Source organism: Halogeometricum rufum (genome assembly GCF_900112175.1).
In the GTDB taxonomy this organism is placed as follows: Archaea; Halobacteriota; Halobacteria; order Halobacteriales; family Haloferacaceae; genus Halogeometricum; species Halogeometricum rufum.
On record NZ_FOYT01000005.1, the window covers coordinates 56,517 to 73,580 of the forward strand.

Annotated in this window: 18 protein-coding genes; 5 read left to right on the forward strand and 13 right to left on the reverse strand. The window is 67.7% G+C overall.

Going from position 1 to position 17,064, the window contains the following annotated elements; all coding sequences use genetic code 11:
- Positions 1–96: 96 nt before the first annotated feature.
- Positions 97–2,103, forward strand: a complete 2,007-nt coding sequence (locus tag BM310_RS18430) for an AMP-binding protein (protein WP_089810560.1) — start codon at positions 97–99, stop codon at positions 2,101–2,103.
- Positions 2,104–2,193: 90 nt separating this feature from the next.
- On the opposite strand, the gene BM310_RS18435 is transcribed toward BM310_RS18430, so the two are convergent.
- Entirely contained in the window at positions 2,194–2,931 is a 738-nt protein-coding gene (locus tag BM310_RS18435) for an AMP-binding protein (RefSeq protein ID WP_245778546.1), read from the reverse strand.
- Positions 2,932–3,130: 199 nt separating this feature from the next.
- On the opposite strand from BM310_RS18435, the gene BM310_RS18440 reads away from it, so the two are divergent.
- Positions 3,131–4,294, forward strand: coding sequence for a glutathione-independent formaldehyde dehydrogenase (locus BM310_RS18440; protein ID WP_089810564.1), 1,164 nt, complete (start codon positions 3,131–3,133; stop codon positions 4,292–4,294).
- Positions 4,295–4,339: 45 nt separating this feature from the next.
- Here the strand turns inward: BM310_RS18440 and BM310_RS21555 are convergent, their stop codons facing one another.
- The gene (locus BM310_RS21555) at positions 4,340–4,495 is read right to left on the reverse strand and encodes a hypothetical protein (protein ID WP_177232700.1); all 156 of its coding nucleotides are present in this window, start codon (positions 4,493–4,495) and stop codon (positions 4,340–4,342) included.
- A gap of 119 nt (positions 4,496–4,614) precedes the next feature.
- On the opposite strand from BM310_RS21555, the gene BM310_RS21560 reads away from it, so the two are divergent.
- Positions 4,615–4,782 carry a hypothetical protein gene (locus BM310_RS21560; RefSeq protein WP_177232701.1) on the forward strand — a complete coding sequence of 56 codons (168 nt, stop codon included), beginning with the start codon at positions 4,615–4,617 and terminating at the stop codon, positions 4,780–4,782.
- Here BM310_RS21560 and BM310_RS18445 read toward each other — a convergent pair.
- From BM310_RS18445 to BM310_RS18475, 7 genes are all read right to left on the reverse strand, one after another.
- Positions 4,757–5,896, reverse strand: a complete 1,140-nt coding sequence (locus tag BM310_RS18445) for a CobW family GTP-binding protein (RefSeq protein ID WP_089810566.1) — start codon at positions 5,894–5,896, stop codon at positions 4,757–4,759. The two genes, BM310_RS21560 and BM310_RS18445, sit on opposite strands and share 26 nt — an antisense overlap.
- A gap of 144 nt (positions 5,897–6,040) precedes the next feature.
- The gene (locus BM310_RS18450; RefSeq protein WP_089810568.1) at positions 6,041–6,361 is read right to left on the reverse strand and encodes a cupin domain-containing protein; all 321 of its coding nucleotides are present in this window, start codon (positions 6,359–6,361) and stop codon (positions 6,041–6,043) included.
- 121 nt (positions 6,362–6,482) lie between these two features.
- A complete protein-coding gene (gene dnaJ / locus BM310_RS18455; protein WP_089810570.1) occupies positions 6,483–7,652 on the reverse strand; it encodes a molecular chaperone DnaJ in 1,170 nt (389 codons plus the stop codon).
- Positions 7,653–7,736: 84 nt separating this feature from the next.
- Positions 7,737–9,671, reverse strand: a complete 1,935-nt coding sequence (dnaK, locus tag BM310_RS18460; RefSeq protein ID WP_089810571.1) for a molecular chaperone DnaK — start codon at positions 9,669–9,671, stop codon at positions 7,737–7,739.
- A 253-nt stretch (positions 9,672–9,924) separates the two neighbouring features.
- A complete protein-coding gene (locus BM310_RS18465; RefSeq protein ID WP_089810905.1) occupies positions 9,925–10,632 on the reverse strand; it encodes an alpha/beta fold hydrolase in 708 nt (235 codons plus the stop codon).
- 112 nt (positions 10,633–10,744) lie between these two features.
- Positions 10,745–11,446, reverse strand: coding sequence for a nucleotide exchange factor GrpE (gene grpE, locus BM310_RS18470; protein WP_089810573.1), 702 nt, complete (start codon positions 11,444–11,446; stop codon positions 10,745–10,747).
- 66 nt (positions 11,447–11,512) lie between these two features.
- Positions 11,513–12,253: a proteasome assembly chaperone family protein gene (locus BM310_RS18475; protein WP_089810575.1), complete on the reverse strand. Its 741-nt coding sequence runs from the start codon at positions 12,251–12,253 to the stop codon at positions 11,513–11,515.
- Between the two features lie 137 nt (positions 12,254–12,390).
- Here BM310_RS18475 and BM310_RS18480 point away from each other — a divergent pair, with 137 nt between their 5' ends.
- Entirely contained in the window at positions 12,391–13,329 is a 939-nt protein-coding gene (locus tag BM310_RS18480) for an RsmB/NOP family class I SAM-dependent RNA methyltransferase (RefSeq protein ID WP_089810578.1), read from the forward strand.
- Entirely contained in the window at positions 13,326–13,889 is a 564-nt protein-coding gene (locus tag BM310_RS18485; protein WP_089810580.1) for a DUF7122 family protein, read from the forward strand. Before BM310_RS18480 ends, BM310_RS18485 begins: the two co-directional genes overlap by 4 nt.
- A gap of 39 nt (positions 13,890–13,928) precedes the next feature.
- Here BM310_RS18485 and BM310_RS18490 read toward each other — a convergent pair whose 3' ends face one another.
- From BM310_RS18490 to BM310_RS18505, 4 genes are all read right to left on the reverse strand, one after another.
- The gene (locus BM310_RS18490) at positions 13,929–14,213 is read right to left on the reverse strand and encodes a HalOD1 output domain-containing protein (RefSeq protein ID WP_089810582.1); all 285 of its coding nucleotides are present in this window, start codon (positions 14,211–14,213) and stop codon (positions 13,929–13,931) included.
- A gap of 8 nt (positions 14,214–14,221) precedes the next feature.
- Complete coding sequence (locus BM310_RS18495) at positions 14,222–14,566, reverse strand: DUF7344 domain-containing protein (RefSeq protein ID WP_089810584.1); 345 nt, start codon at positions 14,564–14,566, stop codon at positions 14,222–14,224.
- 86 nt (positions 14,567–14,652) lie between these two features.
- The gene (locus BM310_RS18500; protein WP_089810586.1) at positions 14,653–15,315 is read right to left on the reverse strand and encodes a helix-turn-helix domain-containing protein; all 663 of its coding nucleotides are present in this window, start codon (positions 15,313–15,315) and stop codon (positions 14,653–14,655) included.
- A gap of 134 nt (positions 15,316–15,449) precedes the next feature.
- Positions 15,450–16,997, reverse strand: a complete 1,548-nt coding sequence (locus tag BM310_RS18505) for a DUF790 family protein (protein WP_089810588.1) — start codon at positions 16,995–16,997, stop codon at positions 15,450–15,452.
- Positions 16,998–17,064: the final 67 nt, after the last annotated feature.

A 17,064-nucleotide genomic window follows, 5' to 3' on the forward strand; every position in this document is an offset into this window, starting at 1 on the left:
GTGGACGAAACCTAGATAAACGTTCCGGATAAATTCGAGAGTCGGATTAACGTTCGGGAAAGTTACTTCCCACGACGCGGACAATCAGGGTACGTCATGGAGATACCCGACACGGACGAGGTCGTCCACGAACCGTCGCAGGAGTTCGTGGAGTCGACGAACGTCCACGCGTTCATGCAGGAGTACGGCATCGACGACTACGACGAACTGATTCGGCGCACCTGCACCGACGTGGACGGGGTCGCCGAGTCGGGCGTGGACTGGTTCTGGGACGAACTCCCCGACTACCTCGGCATCGACTTCTACTCTGACTACGACACCGTCCGCGACGACACGGACGGCCCGCAGTTCTCCGACTGGTACCCCGGCGGCACCATCAACGTCGCGCACAACGTCCTCGACAGGCACGCCGCCCCCGACGCGGCGGCGCGGAACGACGTGGCCCTCATCTGGGAGGGTGAACCCGGCGACGAGCGCAAGATAACGTACCACGACCTGCACCGGGAGGCCAACCGCGTGGCGAACGTCTTGGAGTCGTACGGCATCGAGACGGGGGACACGGTGGGCCTCTACATGCCGATGATTCCCGAGGTGGTGTCCATCCTCTACGGCTGTCTCAAAGTCGGCGCCATCGCCGTCCCCATCTTCTCGGGGTTCGGCGTGGACGCGACGGCGACGAGAATCGAGGATTCGGGCTGTTCGGTGCTGTTCACCGCCGACGGCTTCTATCGCCGCGGCGGCGAGGTGACGCTGAAGGACGGCGCTGACGCCGCCATCAAGCAGGCCGGGCAGGTCGAACACACCGTCGTCTACGACCGACTGGGCATCGCGGACAGACAGGACGAGTTCATCAAGTGGACCGGCCGCGACGACTGGTGGAGCGAGACGGTCGAGGAGGCCGACAGCCACTACGAGACGAAGGAACTCCCCTCCGCGCAGGAGTCGATGCTGCTCTACTCCTCGGGGACGACGGGCGAACCGAAGGGCATCGTCCACACGCACGCGGGCGTCCTGCTGCAGACGGCCAAGGAGATACACTTCGGCTTCGACCACAAGCCCTCGGACCGCTTCTTCTGGGTGTCCGACATCGGGTGGATGATGGGGCCGTGGACGCTCATCGGCAACCACGCGTTCGGCGGCACCGTGTTCATGTACGAGGGCGCGCCGGACCACCCCGAACCCGACCGGTTCTGGCAGATGATCGAACGGCACGGGCTCACCACCTTCGGCATCTCGCCGACGGCCATCAGAGCGCTCAGGAAGTACGGCGACAAGTGGTTGGACGACTACGACCTGTCGTCGCTCCGCCTCCTCGGGTCGACGGGCGAACCGTGGGACCCCGAGTCGTGGATGTGGTTCTACGAGAACGTCGGCGGCGGCGACACGCCCATCATGAACATCTCCGGCGGCACCGAGATATGCGGCTGCTTCCTCATGCCGATGCCGACCCAACCGCTGAAGCCGTGTTCGCTCGGGGGGCCGGGACTGGGGATGAACGTCGACATCGTGGACGAGACGGGCGAGAGCATCGCCGACACGCACGAACGCGGCTTCCTCGTCGCCCGCGACTCCTGCCCGTCGACGACGAAGAGCCTCTGGTCCGGCGACGAACGCTACCTCGAGGAGTACTGGTCGACGTTCGAGGACCCACCGCTGTGGGACCACGGCGACTGGGCGCAGAAGGACGAAGACGGCTTCTGGTTCCTCCACGGGCGCGCCGACGACGCCCTGAACGTGGCCGGCCGGAAGGTCGGTCCCGCGGAGATAGAGAGCGTCCTCATCGAACACGACGCCGTCAACCGGGCCGCCGTCGTCGGCGTCGACGACGAGACGACGGGCACCGCCGTCGTCGCCTACGTCGTCCTCGAAGACGGCGTCGAATCGAGCGAGGAGTTGCGCGAGGAACTGCGCGAGTTGGTCGGCGACGAACAGGGCAAGCCGTTCCGCCCGCGCGAACTCAAGTTCGTCTCGGAGTTCCCGAAGACCCAGTCGGGCAAGATAATCCGCCGCGCCATCGCCGCCGTGCACCAGGGCGACGACCCCGGCGACCTCTCCAGCATCGAGAACCCCGACGCACTGGACGAGATACGCGAGGCGCGCTGAAAGGGGCGACGGCGCTCCGCGAAACGAGGCGAGAGCGCACGACGGCGGTTCGCGAAACGAGGCGAGACTCGGGGGGCGAACGCCCGGTCCTCAGAGCACGTCCGCGACGGCGATAGACCGCGCTTCGGGACCCGTCCCGACGCTCACGTCGCCGACCGTCCCCGCGTCGGGGAACACGACCACCGCGCCGGCCAGAATCGGCGCGAGGAGGCCGGCGGCGACGACGCCCGGTCGGTCGAACGAGTCGCGGACGACCACCGCGTCGCCGGGGGCGACGTCGCACCCTTCGACGACGGCGACGGCCGCGTCGAGGAGGTCCGCGTGGGCGTACGTCCGTCCGTCGGCCCGGAGGACGGCGTCCGACGGCGACACCTCCGACGGGTGGACCGCGGGGTTCTCGCTCCACACCTCCTTCTCCCAGTGCGTCGTCTCCGGTCGGTCCGGCGCGCCGCCGTAGACGGCGAGTTTGTGTCCCGGCGGGAGGTCGAACTCGGCCTCGCGTTCGACGCCGACCACCGTCGCCCGCGGGGGCGACGACGCGTCCGCGCCGAAGGCGGTGACGGCCCCCAACTGCGCCGCGCCGTAGAACGTGAGGACGGGTTCCGGGAGGAAGTCGGGGGCGACGGCGACCCCGTCGCCGGCGCGGACGCCGAGGTAGCGGAGGACGTTCCCCGCCTTGTACGTCGTCGTCACGAAGTCGTAGTAACTGTACGAACGGCCGGAGGCGTCGTCGCGGAGGGCCGGCGCGCCGGTCCGGCGGTCCCGGGCGACCAGGTCGCCGACGACCCTCGCGTCGGCCACTCGCTGCGGCGGTGCGTCGGAGGTCACGTCCGCAGAGAGGGCGGCGACCGGCAAAGGTCCGTCGTCCCGCCGCGGCGGTCCGATTCGGCCGGAACTATCGAACGGACTACGTGTCCCGGTCGGCGCGCGGGGTGCCGATATACTCGGCGAATTGACAATCTCCTTCGAGCGTAAAATGACATAATAGGAATAGCTCCCCAGTATCGTGTGGTGGCATGACATGTCAATGAGAGCCGTGGTCTATCAGGGACCGAAGGACGTAGCGATAGAGGAAGTCGACGAACCGGAGATAGAACACCCGAACGATGTCCTCATCGACATCACGACGACGGCCATCTGCGGGTCGGACCTCCACATGTACGAGGGTCGGACCGCCGCGGAACCGGGCATCGTCTTCGGGCACGAGAACATGGGTATCGTGACCGACGTCGGCGACGGGGTGGACACGCTGAAGGAGGGGGACCGCGTGGTCGCGCCGTTCAACGTCGCCTGCGGCTTCTGTGAGAACTGCGAGGACGGCTACACCGGCTTCTGTACGAACGTCAATCCGGGCTTCGCCGGCGGCGCGTACGGCTACGTCGCGATGGGCCCGTACAAGGGCGGACAGGCGGAGAAACTCCGCATCCCGTACGCCGACTTCAACGCGCTGAAACTGCCGGAGGGCGACGAACACGAGGACTCGTTCTCCCTCCTGGCGGACATCTTCCCGACCGGGTGGCACGGAACCGAACTCGCCGGTCTGGAACCGGGCGAGTCCATCGCCGTCTACGGGGCGGGACCGGTGGGTCTGATGGCGGCCTACAGCGCCAAGATAAAGGGCGCCGCCGAAATCTACGTCGTCGACCGGGTGCCGAGTCGCCTCGAACTCGCCGAGAAGCACTGCGACGCGACGGCCATCAACTTCGAGGACGGCGACCCCGTCGAGCAGATAATCGACGCTCACGGCGACGAAGTCGACAGAGGCGTCGACGCCGTCGGCTATCAGGCCATCGACCCCGAGAAGGTGCGTGACTCCGACGAACCGTACGACCCGGCCAAGGAGAACCCGGCCGTCGTCCTCAACCAACTCATCAAGACCGTCAGGCCGACGGGCCAACTGGGCATCCCCGGCCTGTACGTCCCCTCTGACCCCGGCGCGCCCGACGAGATGGCCGCGCAGGGTCGCCTCGGCATCGACTTCGGGAAACTGTTCGAGAAGGGACAGCGTCTCGGAACCGGTCAGTGCAACGTCAAGCAGTACAACCGGGAACTCCGCGACCTCATCATCCAGGGTCGCGCGGACCCGAGTTGGGTCGTCTCACACCGCGTCGGCCTCGACGAGGCACCCGAGATGTACGAGGCGTTCGACAAGCGCGAAGAGGGCGTCACGAAGGTACTCCTCGAACCGTAGCGTCGTCCGCGTCAGCGTCCGCACCCGCGATTTTTTCGCTCGGTCTCAGGCCCGCACCCACGCCTTCGGGTGGTCGTCGCGCAGGTGGTCGTGGTACATCTCGACCATCTCCGGATACGTCGTCGTGAGGGCGTGCCACTCGCAGTGGTCGCACTTGCCTCTCACGACTGCACGGTAGCCTGACAGCATCTGTTCGGTCATCACCTGCAACAAATCGCAGTCGGTGATATAGTTTTGGGTGAGAATGTCAGCCGTGAGAACTGATGCCGCGGGTGTCGGGGGCAATAGCCATGTTCGTTCGGTGAGAAGACGGGTCCAACATGTGTCTCTACTGCATGATGGACGAGGGTTGGTCGCGCCTCCTGGAGTACGACGACGTCTACCAGTCGGCGCAGGCGGCCGCCGCCGAGAGGGAGTCGAACTACGGCTTCGAGGAGGAGTGGGACGAACTCCGAGAGCAGGTCACGCCGTCGGGAACGGGTCGCTGAACGCCGCCGCGTCGGTCTCTTCTGTCGCCTCCTCGTCGGTCAGGAGACAGCCGTCCAGTTGCTCGCGAATCGCCGCCTCGTCTAACTCGGTGCCGATGAAGACGAGTCTGGTCGCCGGGTCGTCCTCGGCCCGCCACTCGCCGATGGGGCCCGCCGTGACCGACGGACCGGCGCGGTTCAGTCCCATCACCGTCTCCGGGCGCGTGGCGAGGAGGAAGAAGCCCTTCGCGCGGTAGACGCCGGACGGCCACTCGTCTATCCACGCGTCGAACCGTTCGGGGTGGAACGGACGGGTCGTCTCGTAGCAGAACGAGGAGACGCCGTGACTCTCGCCGTCGGCGTGGTCGTGGTCCGCGTGGTCTCCGCCGGTGTGGTCGTCGTGGTCACCGTCGGCGTGGTCGTGGCGCTCCGCGAGATGTCGTTTCCACCCGGCGGAGCGTCTGACGGCGTCGAAGTCGAACAGGCCGGTGTCCAGCACCGTCTCCGGGGAGACGTCGGCGTGCGTCGTCCGGTGCAGTTCCGCCCGCGGTTGGAGTTCCCGGACCACGTCTTCGACGTCGTCGAGGGCGTCGTCGGGGACTAGGTCGCACTTGTTCAACAGGAGGACGTCGCAGAACTCCACCTGGTCCACGAGGACCTGCGCGAGTTCGCGGCCGCCGGCGTCGCTGGCGTCCGGGCGGTTCGTCTCCGGGTCGAACTCCTTCCAGAAGCCGTACGCGTCGAGGACCGACACCAGCGTGTCGAGGCGGTACCGGTCGCTCACCCGGTCTTCCTCCAGAAACGTCTTCGCCACGGGGTACGGTTCGCTGATGCCCGACGCCTCCACGAGGAGGCAGTCGAACTCGCGGTCGTCCGCGAGGCGGACCACCTCGTCGGCCAAATCGTCGTTCAGCCGACAGCAGATACAGCCGTTCGTCAGGTCGACCACGTCGCCGTCGGCGTCGCCGGCGACCAACTGAGCGTCCACGTTGACCTCGCCCATGTCGTTGACGAGGACGGCCACCTCGTAGCCGGCTTCGTTCCGCAGGACGCGGTTCACGAGCGTCGTCTTCCCCGCGCCGAGCGTTCCGCTGACGAGTGTCACGGGAGTTCGGTCGTCGCTACCGGCGGTCATCAGCGCACGTTGGGAGAGGAGCGAAATAACGTTCGGGAGCCGTCGGATTCGAAGAACCGACCGGGAGCGACGGCGTCGCGAGCGACGACGCCCGACGCGTCGCCGACTCGCGGCCGCACCGCGGGCGGCCTCTCGGGAGTCGGTCTACGGCGCGCCGACCACGACGAGCCAGCTCTCTTCGGAGCCGTTTCGAAGCTGTCTCGTGGCGTCGGGCGAGACGCGCACGGCGTCGCCCTCGCTCAGTTCCACCTCGTCGTCGTCGACGACCAGCGTCGCGTGACCGCGCGTGAGGTAGTACACCTCTTCGTGACCCTCGTCCGCGTGGTCGTGTTCCATACCGACCCAGTCCGGTTCGGCCTCCACGAGGGTGAACCCGAGGTTCTCGGCGTCGAGTTCGTCGCGCATGAAGTGCATCGCGTCGCTCTTGGCCTCCACGTCCCCGTAGTTCGCTCTCGTGTAGGACATACGTGCGGTGGTACGAGTGGCGGCCATTTGCAACTACTGGCACCGCCACGATAGGTGACCGGTCGACGCGAGAGAGTGTCGCGGACGGCGAGAAACGCGAACGGCGAGCGAGGTGCGGTGATTACAGCGAGTTCTTTATCTTCTCGAAGAAGCCCTCTTTGACGTTCACTTCCTCGCCGCCGGCCTCCGCGAACGCTTCGAGCGCCTCGCGCTGTTCGCTGTTCAGGTTCTCCGGCGTCACGACCTGGACCTGCACGTGCAAGTCGCCGCTCCCGCGCCCGCGCAGGTGCGGCATCCCCTCGTCGCGGATGCGGAACGACTCGCCGCTCTGCGTCCCCTTCGGCACCTCCAGTTCCGTCGTCCCGGTGACGGTGGGCACCTCCACCGTCGCGCCGAAGACGGCCTGCGGGAAGGAGATGGCGAGGCGGTGGTACAGGTCGTCGCCGTCGCGTTCGAAGTCGTCGTGCTCGCTGATGGACACCTCGATGAGCAGGTCGCCGTTCGGGCCGCCGTTCTCGCCGGGCGCGCCCTCGCCCTCCATCCGGAGGGTCTGCCCGTCGCGGATGCCCGCGGGGATGGTGACGGTCAGCGTCGCCTCCTCGCGGACGACGCCGTCGCCGTCGCACCGCGAACAGGTCTCGCTGTACGTCTGCCCCTCGCCGCCACACCGGCGACAGGTCTGCGTCTGCTGGACGCGGCCGAGGGGCGTGTCGCGGACGGTGGTGGTCTGCCCCTGTCCGTTACACTGCGGGCAGGTGTTCACCTCGGCGTCGTCGGGGTGGCCATCGCCGTCGCACTCGGGGCAGCGTTCGGGCCGGGTGACGGAGAACTGCTTCTCGACGCCCTCGTACGCCTCTTCGAGGTCCAGACTCACGCGGGTGCGGAGGTTCTGGCCCTGCCGCGGGCGGTTGCGCTGTTGGCCCTGCCCGCCCATGCCGCCCCCGCCGCCGAAGAACTGGTTGAAGATGTCCTCGAAGGGGTTGCCCTGCCCGCCGCCGGCACCGCCGAACGGGTTGCCCTGTCCCCCCATCCCGCCGGCGCCGCCGCCGACGCCGCCGCGCTTCTCGGCCTGTTCGAACCGCTCGTGGCCCATCTGGTCGTACTGCCGGCGCGTCTGTTCGTCGGTGAGGACCTCCTTGGCCTTCTTCACCTTCTTGAACTTCTCCTCCGCGTCGTCCTCGTCGGAGACGTCCGGGTGGTACTCTGCGGCCTTCTTGCGGTAGGCCTTCTTGATCTCGTCCTCGGATGCGTCGCGCGAGACGCCGAGTACGTCGTAGAAGTCCTCGCTCATTCGTTATCTGGGTTACTCGATTGAACTACTTCAAAAGAACGGGTCGGTGGCGACAGAATCTCGGTTGTCGGTGTCGGCGAGGCGTCAGTTCTCGTCGTCTTCGTCCTCGTCGTCCACGTCCTCGAAGTCGGCGTCGACGAACTCGTCGTCGTCGCCGTCGGGACCACCGTCCTGACCGCCCATGCCGCCCATACCGCCCATACCGCCCGCGCCGCCGGGTCCGGCACCACCGGGTCCGGCGCCGCCGCCGGCCTGAGCGCCCTGGGCCTGCGCCTGCTGCTGGTACATCTGCTTGCCGATCTCCTGGAGTTCCGTCGAGAGCGCCTCCGTCGCGCCTTCGAGGTCCTCCTTCGTCGCGTCCTCGTCCTCGAGCGTCGCCTCCACGTCGTCCATCGCGGCTTCGATGTCCGCGCGCAGGTCGTCGTCTATCTGTTCTTCGTTCTCTTCGAGGAGCGTCTCGGCGCGCTGGACGGCGCTCTCGGCCTCGTTGCGGGCCTCGATGCGCTCGCGGCGCTGCTGGTCCTCTTCGGCGTGCTGCTCGGCCTCCTCCTGCATCTGGTCTATCTGCTCGTCGGAGAGGCCCGCACCGCCCTCGATGGTGATGGACTCGGCGTTGCCGGAGCCCTTGTCCTCGGCCTCGACGTTGACGATGCCGTTCTCGTCGATGTTGAACGTGACCTCGATCTGCGGCGTTCCGGCGGGCGCCGGCGGGATGCCGGTGAGTTGGAACTCGCCGAGCAGTTCGTTCTCCTCGGCTATCTCGCGTTCACCCTGGAAGACGCGCACCTGCACGGAGGTCTGGTTCGCGGCCGCCGTCGTGAATATCTTCGACTCCTCCGTGGGGATGGTCGTGTTCTTCTCGATGAGACGCTCGAACAGGCCGCCCTTCACCTCGATACCGAGGCTGAGCGGCGTCACGTCGAGCAGGACGATGTCGTCCACCTCGCCGCCGAGGACGCCGCCCTGAATCGCGGCGCCGAGGGCGACGGCCTCGTCGGGGTTGACGTTCTTCTTCGGCTCGATGTCGAGCATCTCCTCGACCTGCTCGTGAACCTGCGGCATCCGCGTCGAACCGCCGACGAGGATGACGTCGTCGATGTCCTCCTTCGTGTAGCCGGCGTCGTCGAGGGCCTGCTCCGTCGGACCGACGGTGCGCTCGATGAGGTCCGAGGTGAGCGACTCGAACTTCGCGCGGGTGAGCTTCTCCTCGAGGTGGACCGGCCCGGAGTCCGTCGCCGTGATGAACGGCAGGTTGATGGTCGTCTCCTTGCGCGAGGAGAGCTCTATCTTCGCCTCCTCGGCGGCGTCCTTCAGGCGCTGGAGCGCCTGCCGGTCCTCGCGGAGGTCGATGTTGTGGTTGTTCTGGAACTCCTCGGCCAGCCAGTCGATGATGGCCTGGTCCCAGTCGTCGCCGCCGAGGCTGTTGTCCCCGTTCGTGGCGACGACTTCGTAGACGCCGCCGCCGAGGTCCAGGACGCTCACGTCGAACGTCCCGCCCCCGAGGTCGTAGACGAGGACGGTCTGGTCGGAGTCGTCGTCCAGCCCGTACGCCATCGAGGCGGCGGTCGGTTCGTTGATGATGCGTTCGACCTCGAAGCCGGCGATTTCGCCGGCGTCCTTCGTCGCCTGTCGCTGTCGGTCGTTGAAGTACGCGGGGACGGTGATGACCGCCTTCTCCACCTCGTCGCCGAGGTAGTCTTCGGCGTCGCGCTTTATCTTCTGGAGGATCATCGCCGATATCTGCTCCGGCGTGTACTCCTCGCCCTCGATGTCCACGGTGTACCCGTCCTCACCCATGTGCCGCTTGATGGAGCGGATGGTGTGGTCGGGGTTCTGAATCGCCTGGTTCTTCGCGGGCTTGCCGACGAGACGCTCGTCGTCGTCGGTGAACGCCACCACGGAGGGAGTGGTGCGGTCGCCCTCGGCGTTCACGATGATTTCGGGGTCGCCGCCCTCCATCACCGCGAATGCGCTGTTCGTGGTACCGAGGTCGATACCGAGAATCTTGTTGCTCGCCATCTTGACGGCAACTACTGGTCTAAATCGGTTAAAGGTTACTAGACGGGAGCGTCGGCGTCGCTCGGGTGGGTCGCCGCCGTCGGTCGGTTTTTTAGTTTCCGCCCGTGCGATGTGACAGGGTTTTTTATCGAACCGCAGTCAGTCGTTCTCGTTCGACACGTTACCGTGTGCCGAGGGTGAACGGCCGCCGGGACGCGGCGACGACGCCGACACGCCGCGGTGCGGAGTCGACCCGCCGCGGTGTGGAATCGACTCACCGAACGGCCGCCGGCCCCTCGTCGAGGGCGGCGAGAACGTCGTCGAGGACCGCCTCCCGGCCGGACGAGGCGAAGAACTCGTGTCCGCCGTCGTACGCGCGGAGGTTGGCCGCGGGCGTCCGGTCGCCGATGGCGCGGACGCCCACGACGCGGTCCGAGAGGGTGCAGAACACCACGTCGCCCTCGCGGAACGCGGGCAGTCTCGCCTGCGCGTCCACGACGGTCCGCAGGAACGCGGGCGAGACTCCCCGCGGCCCCTCCTCGAACTCGGCTTCGGACTTCAGGTCCCCGATGGCCGAGACGTCGCGGTCCACCGTGAACAGTCGTCGCGCGGTGGGGAGACGCAGGACGTACGGCAGTACCACGGACTCGAACCCCTCGTTCGGGGCCGTCCCCCACCACGGACTCAAGAAGACGTTCCGCGGGGGGTCGTCCACGCGTTCGGCGAGGTGTGCCGCGACGAGTCCGCCCGTGCTGTGACTCAGCACCGCGTCGAAGTCGCCGTCCTCGTAGTACGACTGCACGGGGGCGAGATACTGGTCCTCGAAGTCCCACCCGTTCGTCGGGATGGTGACGGCGTGGACGCGGTACGTCTCGCCCAGTCTGTCCAGCAACCACGAGACGTGCTCGTGGTCGGGTTCGTTCCCCCACCCGAGGACGAACAGCAGGTCTTCGTCGCCGTCGCCGTGGACCGAAAAGCGGATGCGGGGCGTCTCGCGGAACCGATTTCGAAACGGAAGTCGCACGGCGAGTGGGTGACAGCGAGCGGACAAAATAGTACGCCAAGCGGCCAGTCTCGGTCGACCGAAGCGGCGCTTACTCCTCGTCGCCGGTGCTGACGGTAATCTGCGCCTCGCGGATGACTTTCTCGGCCATCTCGTAACCCGGTTGGTAGACGTCGGCGACGGTGCCCTCGGGTTGGTCGCTCGCGACGCGCATCATCACCTCGTGACGCGTGGGGTCCACGTCGGTGCCCGGTTCGGGGTCGATGGTCGACACGTCCTCCGTCGCGAGGATGCGGTCGAACTCTTCGAGAGTGGACTCGATACCCGGTCGGATGTCGGCGTCCTCGTCCTGGTCGAGGGCGCGGACGAGGTTGTCGCGGACGGTGACGACGCGTTCGACGAAGTCTTCGGTGGCCGTCTCGCGAATCTGGTCCTGCCGCTTCTTCGCGCGCTTCTTGTAGTTCTGGAAGTCCGCCTGCGTCCGCTTGAGTCGGTCCTGGAGTTCGTCCGCCTCCTCGTCCTTCTCGGCGAGTTCGGTCTCCAGTCGCGCGACGCGGCTCTCGAGTTCGGCCACCTCGTCGGCGAGTTCCTCGTCGTACGCCGCGACCCGCGACGAGACGCCGTCTTCGGCGCCCGCCTCGGCGGCCTCGTCGTCCATCGCTTCGCCGCCCGCCATCTCGCCGTCCGTCGCCTCCGCGCCCACGGCCTCGGCTTCCCCGTTCCGTTCCGCCTCTGCCGCGGCGTCGGCGTCTTCACTCTCGGAAACACGGCCCTCGGGGGACTCGTCGGTCATGTCTGACCAAAACGGGTGACGCGGCTTAAGGTTGTACGACTCGGCCGACGCTTCGCCCGCACGCCCTCACTGATACATCCGGAGCGGTTGCGCCTGCGTGCTCTCCTCGTCGGCCTGTTGCATCCGCCGCGCGAGCTGTTCTTTCGCGTTGCGAATCTCCTCGGCCCGTTCGACGAGGTTCTCGACCGGCACCTCGACGCCCGTCAGCGGTTCGATGCCCTGCTTGATGACGACGCGGGACGCCTCCGGGTCGGGGAACCGCGGGTCGGACTCGACGACCAGCCCGATGGCCGTGCGCTCGTTCTCGATGGCGTGGTGCAGCAACGCGCCCGTCGGCCCGGAGATGAGGCCCATCTCGTCGGGGGCGTCGAGGCCGACGTCGGCGAGTCGGTCCGCGCCCGCGCCCGCGGCGACGGCGTGGAGCGCCGGCACCTCGTCCGTCTTCTCCGTCGGGAGGCCCGAGAGGAACAGCGGGGTGACTCGCATCTCGTCGAACCAGTCGGAGAGGCAGGTAGCCAGTTCCGTCGCCGCCCCCGGCGCGATGGGCACGTCGGCCTGCAGGACGAGCATGTCGTGCTCCTCGTCGGCGTAGATGCGGACGGGCGTCGAGAGCGACGGGTCGTCCTCGTGGTAGACGGCGACCTTGGGGACACCCTGGCAGTAGACGTTCGCGTAGTGCACCATGTCGAACGCCTCCACGAGGTGGTCGGCGGCTATCTTGCCGACCAGACCGACGCCCGGCAACCCTTCGACCATCGTCGGTTCGGTGAGCGACACGCTATCGTCGAGGACGTCTATCTTGGCCATGGTCGGGTCTTGGCGCGCGCCTGACGTAAAACCGCGGTGGGGCGGCGTCTCGGACGCCGAACCCCACGCCGGCCGGAGTCACCGACGGGACGCGCGGTCCGAAACCCACAAGCGCCCCCCTCCGGTACGGGTGGGTAATGAACCCCTTAGAGCGGTACGCGCCGCTCGTGGACGACGAGGAGGCGTTCTTCGCCGCCTGCGACCGGTCGCTCCCCTCGGTCGTCCGCGTCAACACCATCAAGACGACGGTGGACCGCGCGCGTACGGCACTCGACGCCGAAGACGTCGGCTACGAGGTCACCGACTGGCACCCCGGCGTGCTGAAACTCGACGAACGCGGCCCCGGGACGACGTGGCCCTACTTCCACGGCTGGCTCCACGGGCAGGAGGAGGTGTCCGCCCTCCCGGCACTCGCACTCGACCCCGACCCGGGCGACGTGGTCTGGGACGCCTGCGCCGCCCCGGGGAGCAAGACGACGCAACTTGCCGACCTGATGGACGACACCGGCGTCCTCGTCGGCAACGACAACAACCTCGGCCGCCTGTCGGCGCTTCGGCACAACGCCGAACGCCTCGGCGTGAGCAACCTCGTCGTGACGAATCAGGACGCGCGGAACTACTCGCTGAAGCCGTTCGGCGAGGGGACGGACGACCCCGCCGCCGTCGACGCCTTCGACCGGGCCCTCGTGGACGCCCCCTGCTCCTGCGAGGGGACGATTCGGAAGAACCCCGACGCCCTCGACCGGTGGACGATGAACCACGTCCACAGCGTCGCCGGCATCCAGAAGGGCATCCTGCGCCGCGCCGTGCAGGCGACCCGTCCCGGCGGCACCGTCGTCTACTCGACGTGCACGTTCGCGCCCGAGGAGAACGAGGCGGTTCTGGACCACGTCCTCGGCGAGGAGGACTGCGAACTCGTCGAGTGGGACACCCCCGAGGGGTTCGAGACGGCCCCCGGCGTGACCGAGTGGGAGGACGACGAGTACGACCCGTCGGTCGAACTCGCCCACCGCGTCTACCCGCACCACAACGACACGGGCGGGTTCTTCTGCGCGAAACTGGAGGTGACGGCATGAGCGACGAACGGAGCGGCGAGGACGAAGTCGGCGCGGAGACGACGGACCAGACGCCCGAGAACGACGGCCAGCGCTTCGACCGCCTCCCCGCGACGGCCGCCGAGCGCGTCGTCGCCGGGCGACCAACCCGCGAGGAAGTCGTCGAGTGGTGGGAGCAACGGTACGGCGTCCCCCCGGAGACGTGGGACGGACACACGTTCTGGGAGAAGGGCAACGGGAAGATATGGGCGTTCGCGGCGGACGTCCCCTCGCCCTCGCCCGTCGAGGGACTCGGCCTGCGAATCCTCCGCGCTCGTCAGGAACACTGGAAGCCCTCGACGAACGCCGTCCAGCGGTTCTGCGGCGAGGCGACCGAGAACGTCGTCGTCCTCGACGACGAGGAGGCCGAGCGGTTCGTGCGCGGCGAGGACCAGGAACTCGAACGGTGGGACGGCGACTGGGGCTACCTCGTCGCCGCCCACGAGTTTGAGGGCGCGACGGAGCCCATCGGCGTCGGCCTCTACCTCCACGGCGAACTGCGCTCGACGGTGCCGAAGGGGCGGCAAGAGGACCTCTCCTGACCGGACGGTCGCCCACCTCTCGTAGCCGCCGGCCGGCCCTCAGCCCTCTTCTTCCGGCAGGTTCGCCCACACGTCGCCGTTCTCGTCGACCGTCACCCGCGTCTCGGCGAACCACAGGCTGAGCGAACACGCGCCGTCTCCGTTCGGCGGGAACAGTGCGTCGAGGGCTTCGGGGTCCACCGTCCGTCCCAGCGGTGGCAGGTCGACTACGTCGACGCCTCTGAGCGCCGCCACGCAGTGCAGCAGTCGAGACGTGACGCTCTCGTCTGTCTCACTGTCGTTCGGCGAGTGGACCTCGCCGCCGGAGGTGCGTTCTATGTCCATCGACGAGGTCAGTCATCCGCTCCTCCCATGCTTCCGGCGCAAACGGTCGAGGGCGGCGACGCGACGTCCGGAGAGATATAGTCCGAGAAGACGCCCTGAGAGACACGGTCGCCACCGTCCCACGAGACGAGGTCCGCGTCGGCCAACTTGGGGAGGTGGACGTGGTGGAGTCGCGCCCGGGTGCGCGCCAGTTCGGCGGCGTCGGCGTCCCGTCCACCCGCCAGATACCGGACGAGTTCGTCGAGCGACGTCGGTCCGTCCGTTTCCACGACGCGCCGGTAGACGCGTCGTCGCTGTTCGTCCGCCAGCGTCCCGAGAATCGTGTCCCACTGAACTTCGCTCTCCCTGCTCATACACGTACGAATGGGAAAGATTTCAGTAATACCCACCCCCTGTTATTTCAGGCGATTAAAGAGGGAGAGGCCGTAATATACGTCACCTATTTGAAGTCATCGGCCGAGCGTGGAAGCAACACCTTGGTCAGTACACTGTTCGCGCCGCGGCGGACGTTCTCCGAGGCGGACTGTTCGGAGATGCCCAGTTTCTCGCCGACGTCGGTGAGCGTCGTCCGCCGCGGAACCTCGAAGTATCCTCCCTCGACGGCGGTGACGAGTGCGTTCCGCTGGGCGTCGGTCAGTTCGAACGCGTACCCGTCCGGTTGCTCGTCGGCCAGCGTGTACACCCGGTTGAGCGTGAACGTGATGTCGTTCTCCGAACAGAAGTTGTGGAACGCCGTCAGTCCGGAGTGGTCGTCGAACCGGATGCGGAAGAACCAGCTCTCGTCGCCGCGGGCTTCCAGAATCGTCGCGTCCGTCTCCGCCATCCCGTAGAGGAGACTCTCGATGTCGGCCTCCCACTCGACGCGGTAGAGCGCTCTGTCGCCGACGACGTCGAGCGTCTTGAGTTGGCGGACGTAGTCGCTGGAGCGAACCGACTCCTCGAACGCCCCGAAATCCGGGCCGTGCATCCAGATGTACGGCATGACCCGGCCCGACGCGGGGACGATACGCTCCATCTCGACGTGGGTCCCCGGGTGGCGAGCGAGAACCTGTCCGAGGATGAACTCGTCGGAGTCGATAGTAAACTCGGCGATGACGACCATGGGAACGGGTACGACTCCGGGCGGTATGAATGCAGGTGAGACGGGGAGAAGCACGTCGAGAGAGGGAGAGGCGGTCCCCGAGACGGTGGGGAGCGTGCGACGGCGTCGAGCGCTCCCCGCCGCGGCGTCCGGACTCACTCCTTCCGTCTGAGCGTCCCGCCGCCCAGTCCCTCCCACTCGACGCGATAGCCGAGGCGGGAGAGGACCGCGGAGGCGTCCGTGAGTCCACGCGCCGTCAGCAGTTCCTCGGCGTCCGACAGCGACGTGCCGGCGTCGAGTTCGTCGCCGATAGCGTCCAGCACCGCGGGCCGGACGAGCGTCCGTCCGACGAGTTCGTGGTCGGGGAACGACACCGCGTCGAGAGCGTCCTCGCTCACGCCGTACGAGTCGGCGAGGGCCGAGAGCGACACCGCGTCGGCGTCCGGGGAGAGTTCGGCCGGCAACGCCGCGGCCGCCGCCGCGACCAACTCCGCCTCGTAGGCGCGGAGGACGTCCACCACGTCCTTCACCCGGACGGACCCCGAGTAGGTGACGACGCGGTGGTCGAGTTCGGCCACGTCCTCCGCGACTGCCAGCGACTCGTCGACGGCGACGACGAGTTCGACGTCGTCGTCGACGGTGGCGAACTGGTCGAGTTTCTTCTCGACGTATTCGGGCGTCCAGAAGCCCATTATCTCGAAGAAGACGCGGAAGGGAGATTCGTCGCCCGACGCGCCGATATCAGCGTCGTCGTCGCCGGGACGGTAGACGAACGCGAAGTCGGGAATCATCGCCCGCGCGCCCGCCGCGAGCGGTTCGGGTTCCCGCACGAGGTCCCAGTCGAGGTCCAGCCCCTCGAACCGCGCGGCGAAGTCGGCCTCCACCCCGCTGTCGTACGTGGGTTCGGTCACCGGTTCGACGTCCGGCACCGACACGTCGGCGTCCGAGAGCGTCAGTTCGCGTTCGGTGCCCCGGTCGTCGATGGTCGCCGTCAACCGCCACTCGGCCGTCCCGGCGACGGTCCGGAGCAGACGCGCGAACACCGTCCCGTAGCGACGCGTCCGACGGAACAGCGCGTCGGGGCCGGTGACGACGAGTTCGCGCGTCTCGCCGTCGCGGCGAATCTCGTACATCAGGCCGAGGCGCTTGACCGCCGAGACGAGGCGCTTCGGGTCGGAACTGCGGACGCGGACCTCAGTGGCGTCGAACAGCGCCGTCTGCGCGAGCGAGAGGTCGTACTGCGTCAGGAGCGAGTCGGGCGACCACCGCGCGTCGAACTCCGTCAGCACCTCGTTGACCTCCCGGTCGGCGTACAGCGACCGCTCGACGGCCGCCGAGTCGGTTCCGAGGCGGTCCGCGACGCGTTCGACGACGGCCGTTCGCGCCGCTTCCGTCGTCGGCACCCCGGCGGCCTCCGCCTCCTCGAACGTCGCCCGGCGGACCCGGACGGGCGGGAGGGGGGCCGACACCTCGAACGTCGCCTCCCTGTCGAGGAGGGCGGCGAACCCGCGGACGAGTTTGAAGTCGTCCGCCTCGCGTTCCAGCGACGAGAGGGCGTCGTCGAGGCGGTGGCGGGGTTCGCCGACGTGCCCCTGATAGACGCCGAGGACGCGCGCGGCGAGGGGCCGCGACTCCCGGCCCACGAACTGCGGGTGGTAGCCGCCGCCCGCCCGGGAGACGCGGAGGAGGTCCTTCGTCAGCACGGCCGAGCGTTGGCGACGCCGCGACAAAAGCCCGACGACGACGGGTCCACGACGGCCCGAACCCGGC

What these genes read in the sequence shown, in the direction of transcription:
- BM310_RS18430 (WP_089810560.1), top strand. Translation starts at nt 97, where the DNA reads ATGGAGATACCCGACACGGACGAGGTCGTCCACGAACCGTCGCAGGAG.
- BM310_RS18440 (WP_089810564.1), top strand. Translation starts at nt 3,131, where the DNA reads ATGAGAGCCGTGGTCTATCAGGGACCGAAGGACGTAGCGATAGAGGAA.
- BM310_RS21555 (WP_177232700.1), bottom strand. Translation starts at nt 4,495, where the DNA reads ATGACCGAACAGATGCTGTCAGGCTACCGTGCAGTCGTGAGAGGCAAG.
- BM310_RS21560 (WP_177232701.1), top strand. Translation starts at nt 4,615, where the DNA reads ATGTGTCTCTACTGCATGATGGACGAGGGTTGGTCGCGCCTCCTGGAG.
- BM310_RS18445 (WP_089810566.1), bottom strand. Translation starts at nt 5,896, where the DNA reads ATGACCGCCGGTAGCGACGACCGAACTCCCGTGACACTCGTCAGCGGA.
- BM310_RS18450 (WP_089810568.1), bottom strand. Translation starts at nt 6,361, where the DNA reads ATGTCCTACACGAGAGCGAACTACGGGGACGTGGAGGCCAAGAGCGAC.
- dnaJ (WP_089810570.1), bottom strand. Translation starts at nt 7,652, where the DNA reads ATGAGCGAGGACTTCTACGACGTACTCGGCGTCTCGCGCGACGCATCC.
- dnaK (WP_089810571.1), bottom strand. Translation starts at nt 9,671, where the DNA reads ATGGCGAGCAACAAGATTCTCGGTATCGACCTCGGTACCACGAACAGC.
- grpE (WP_089810573.1), bottom strand. Translation starts at nt 11,446, where the DNA reads ATGACCGACGAGTCCCCCGAGGGCCGTGTTTCCGAGAGTGAAGACGCC.
- BM310_RS18475 (WP_089810575.1), bottom strand. Translation starts at nt 12,253, where the DNA reads ATGGCCAAGATAGACGTCCTCGACGATAGCGTGTCGCTCACCGAACCG.
- BM310_RS18480 (WP_089810578.1), top strand. Translation starts at nt 12,391, where the DNA reads ATGAACCCCTTAGAGCGGTACGCGCCGCTCGTGGACGACGAGGAGGCG.
- BM310_RS18485 (WP_089810580.1), top strand. Translation starts at nt 13,326, where the DNA reads ATGAGCGACGAACGGAGCGGCGAGGACGAAGTCGGCGCGGAGACGACG.
- BM310_RS18490 (WP_089810582.1), bottom strand. Translation starts at nt 14,213, where the DNA reads ATGGACATAGAACGCACCTCCGGCGGCGAGGTCCACTCGCCGAACGAC.
- BM310_RS18495 (WP_089810584.1), bottom strand. Translation starts at nt 14,566, where the DNA reads ATGAGCAGGGAGAGCGAAGTTCAGTGGGACACGATTCTCGGGACGCTG.
- BM310_RS18500 (WP_089810586.1), bottom strand. Translation starts at nt 15,315, where the DNA reads ATGGTCGTCATCGCCGAGTTTACTATCGACTCCGACGAGTTCATCCTC.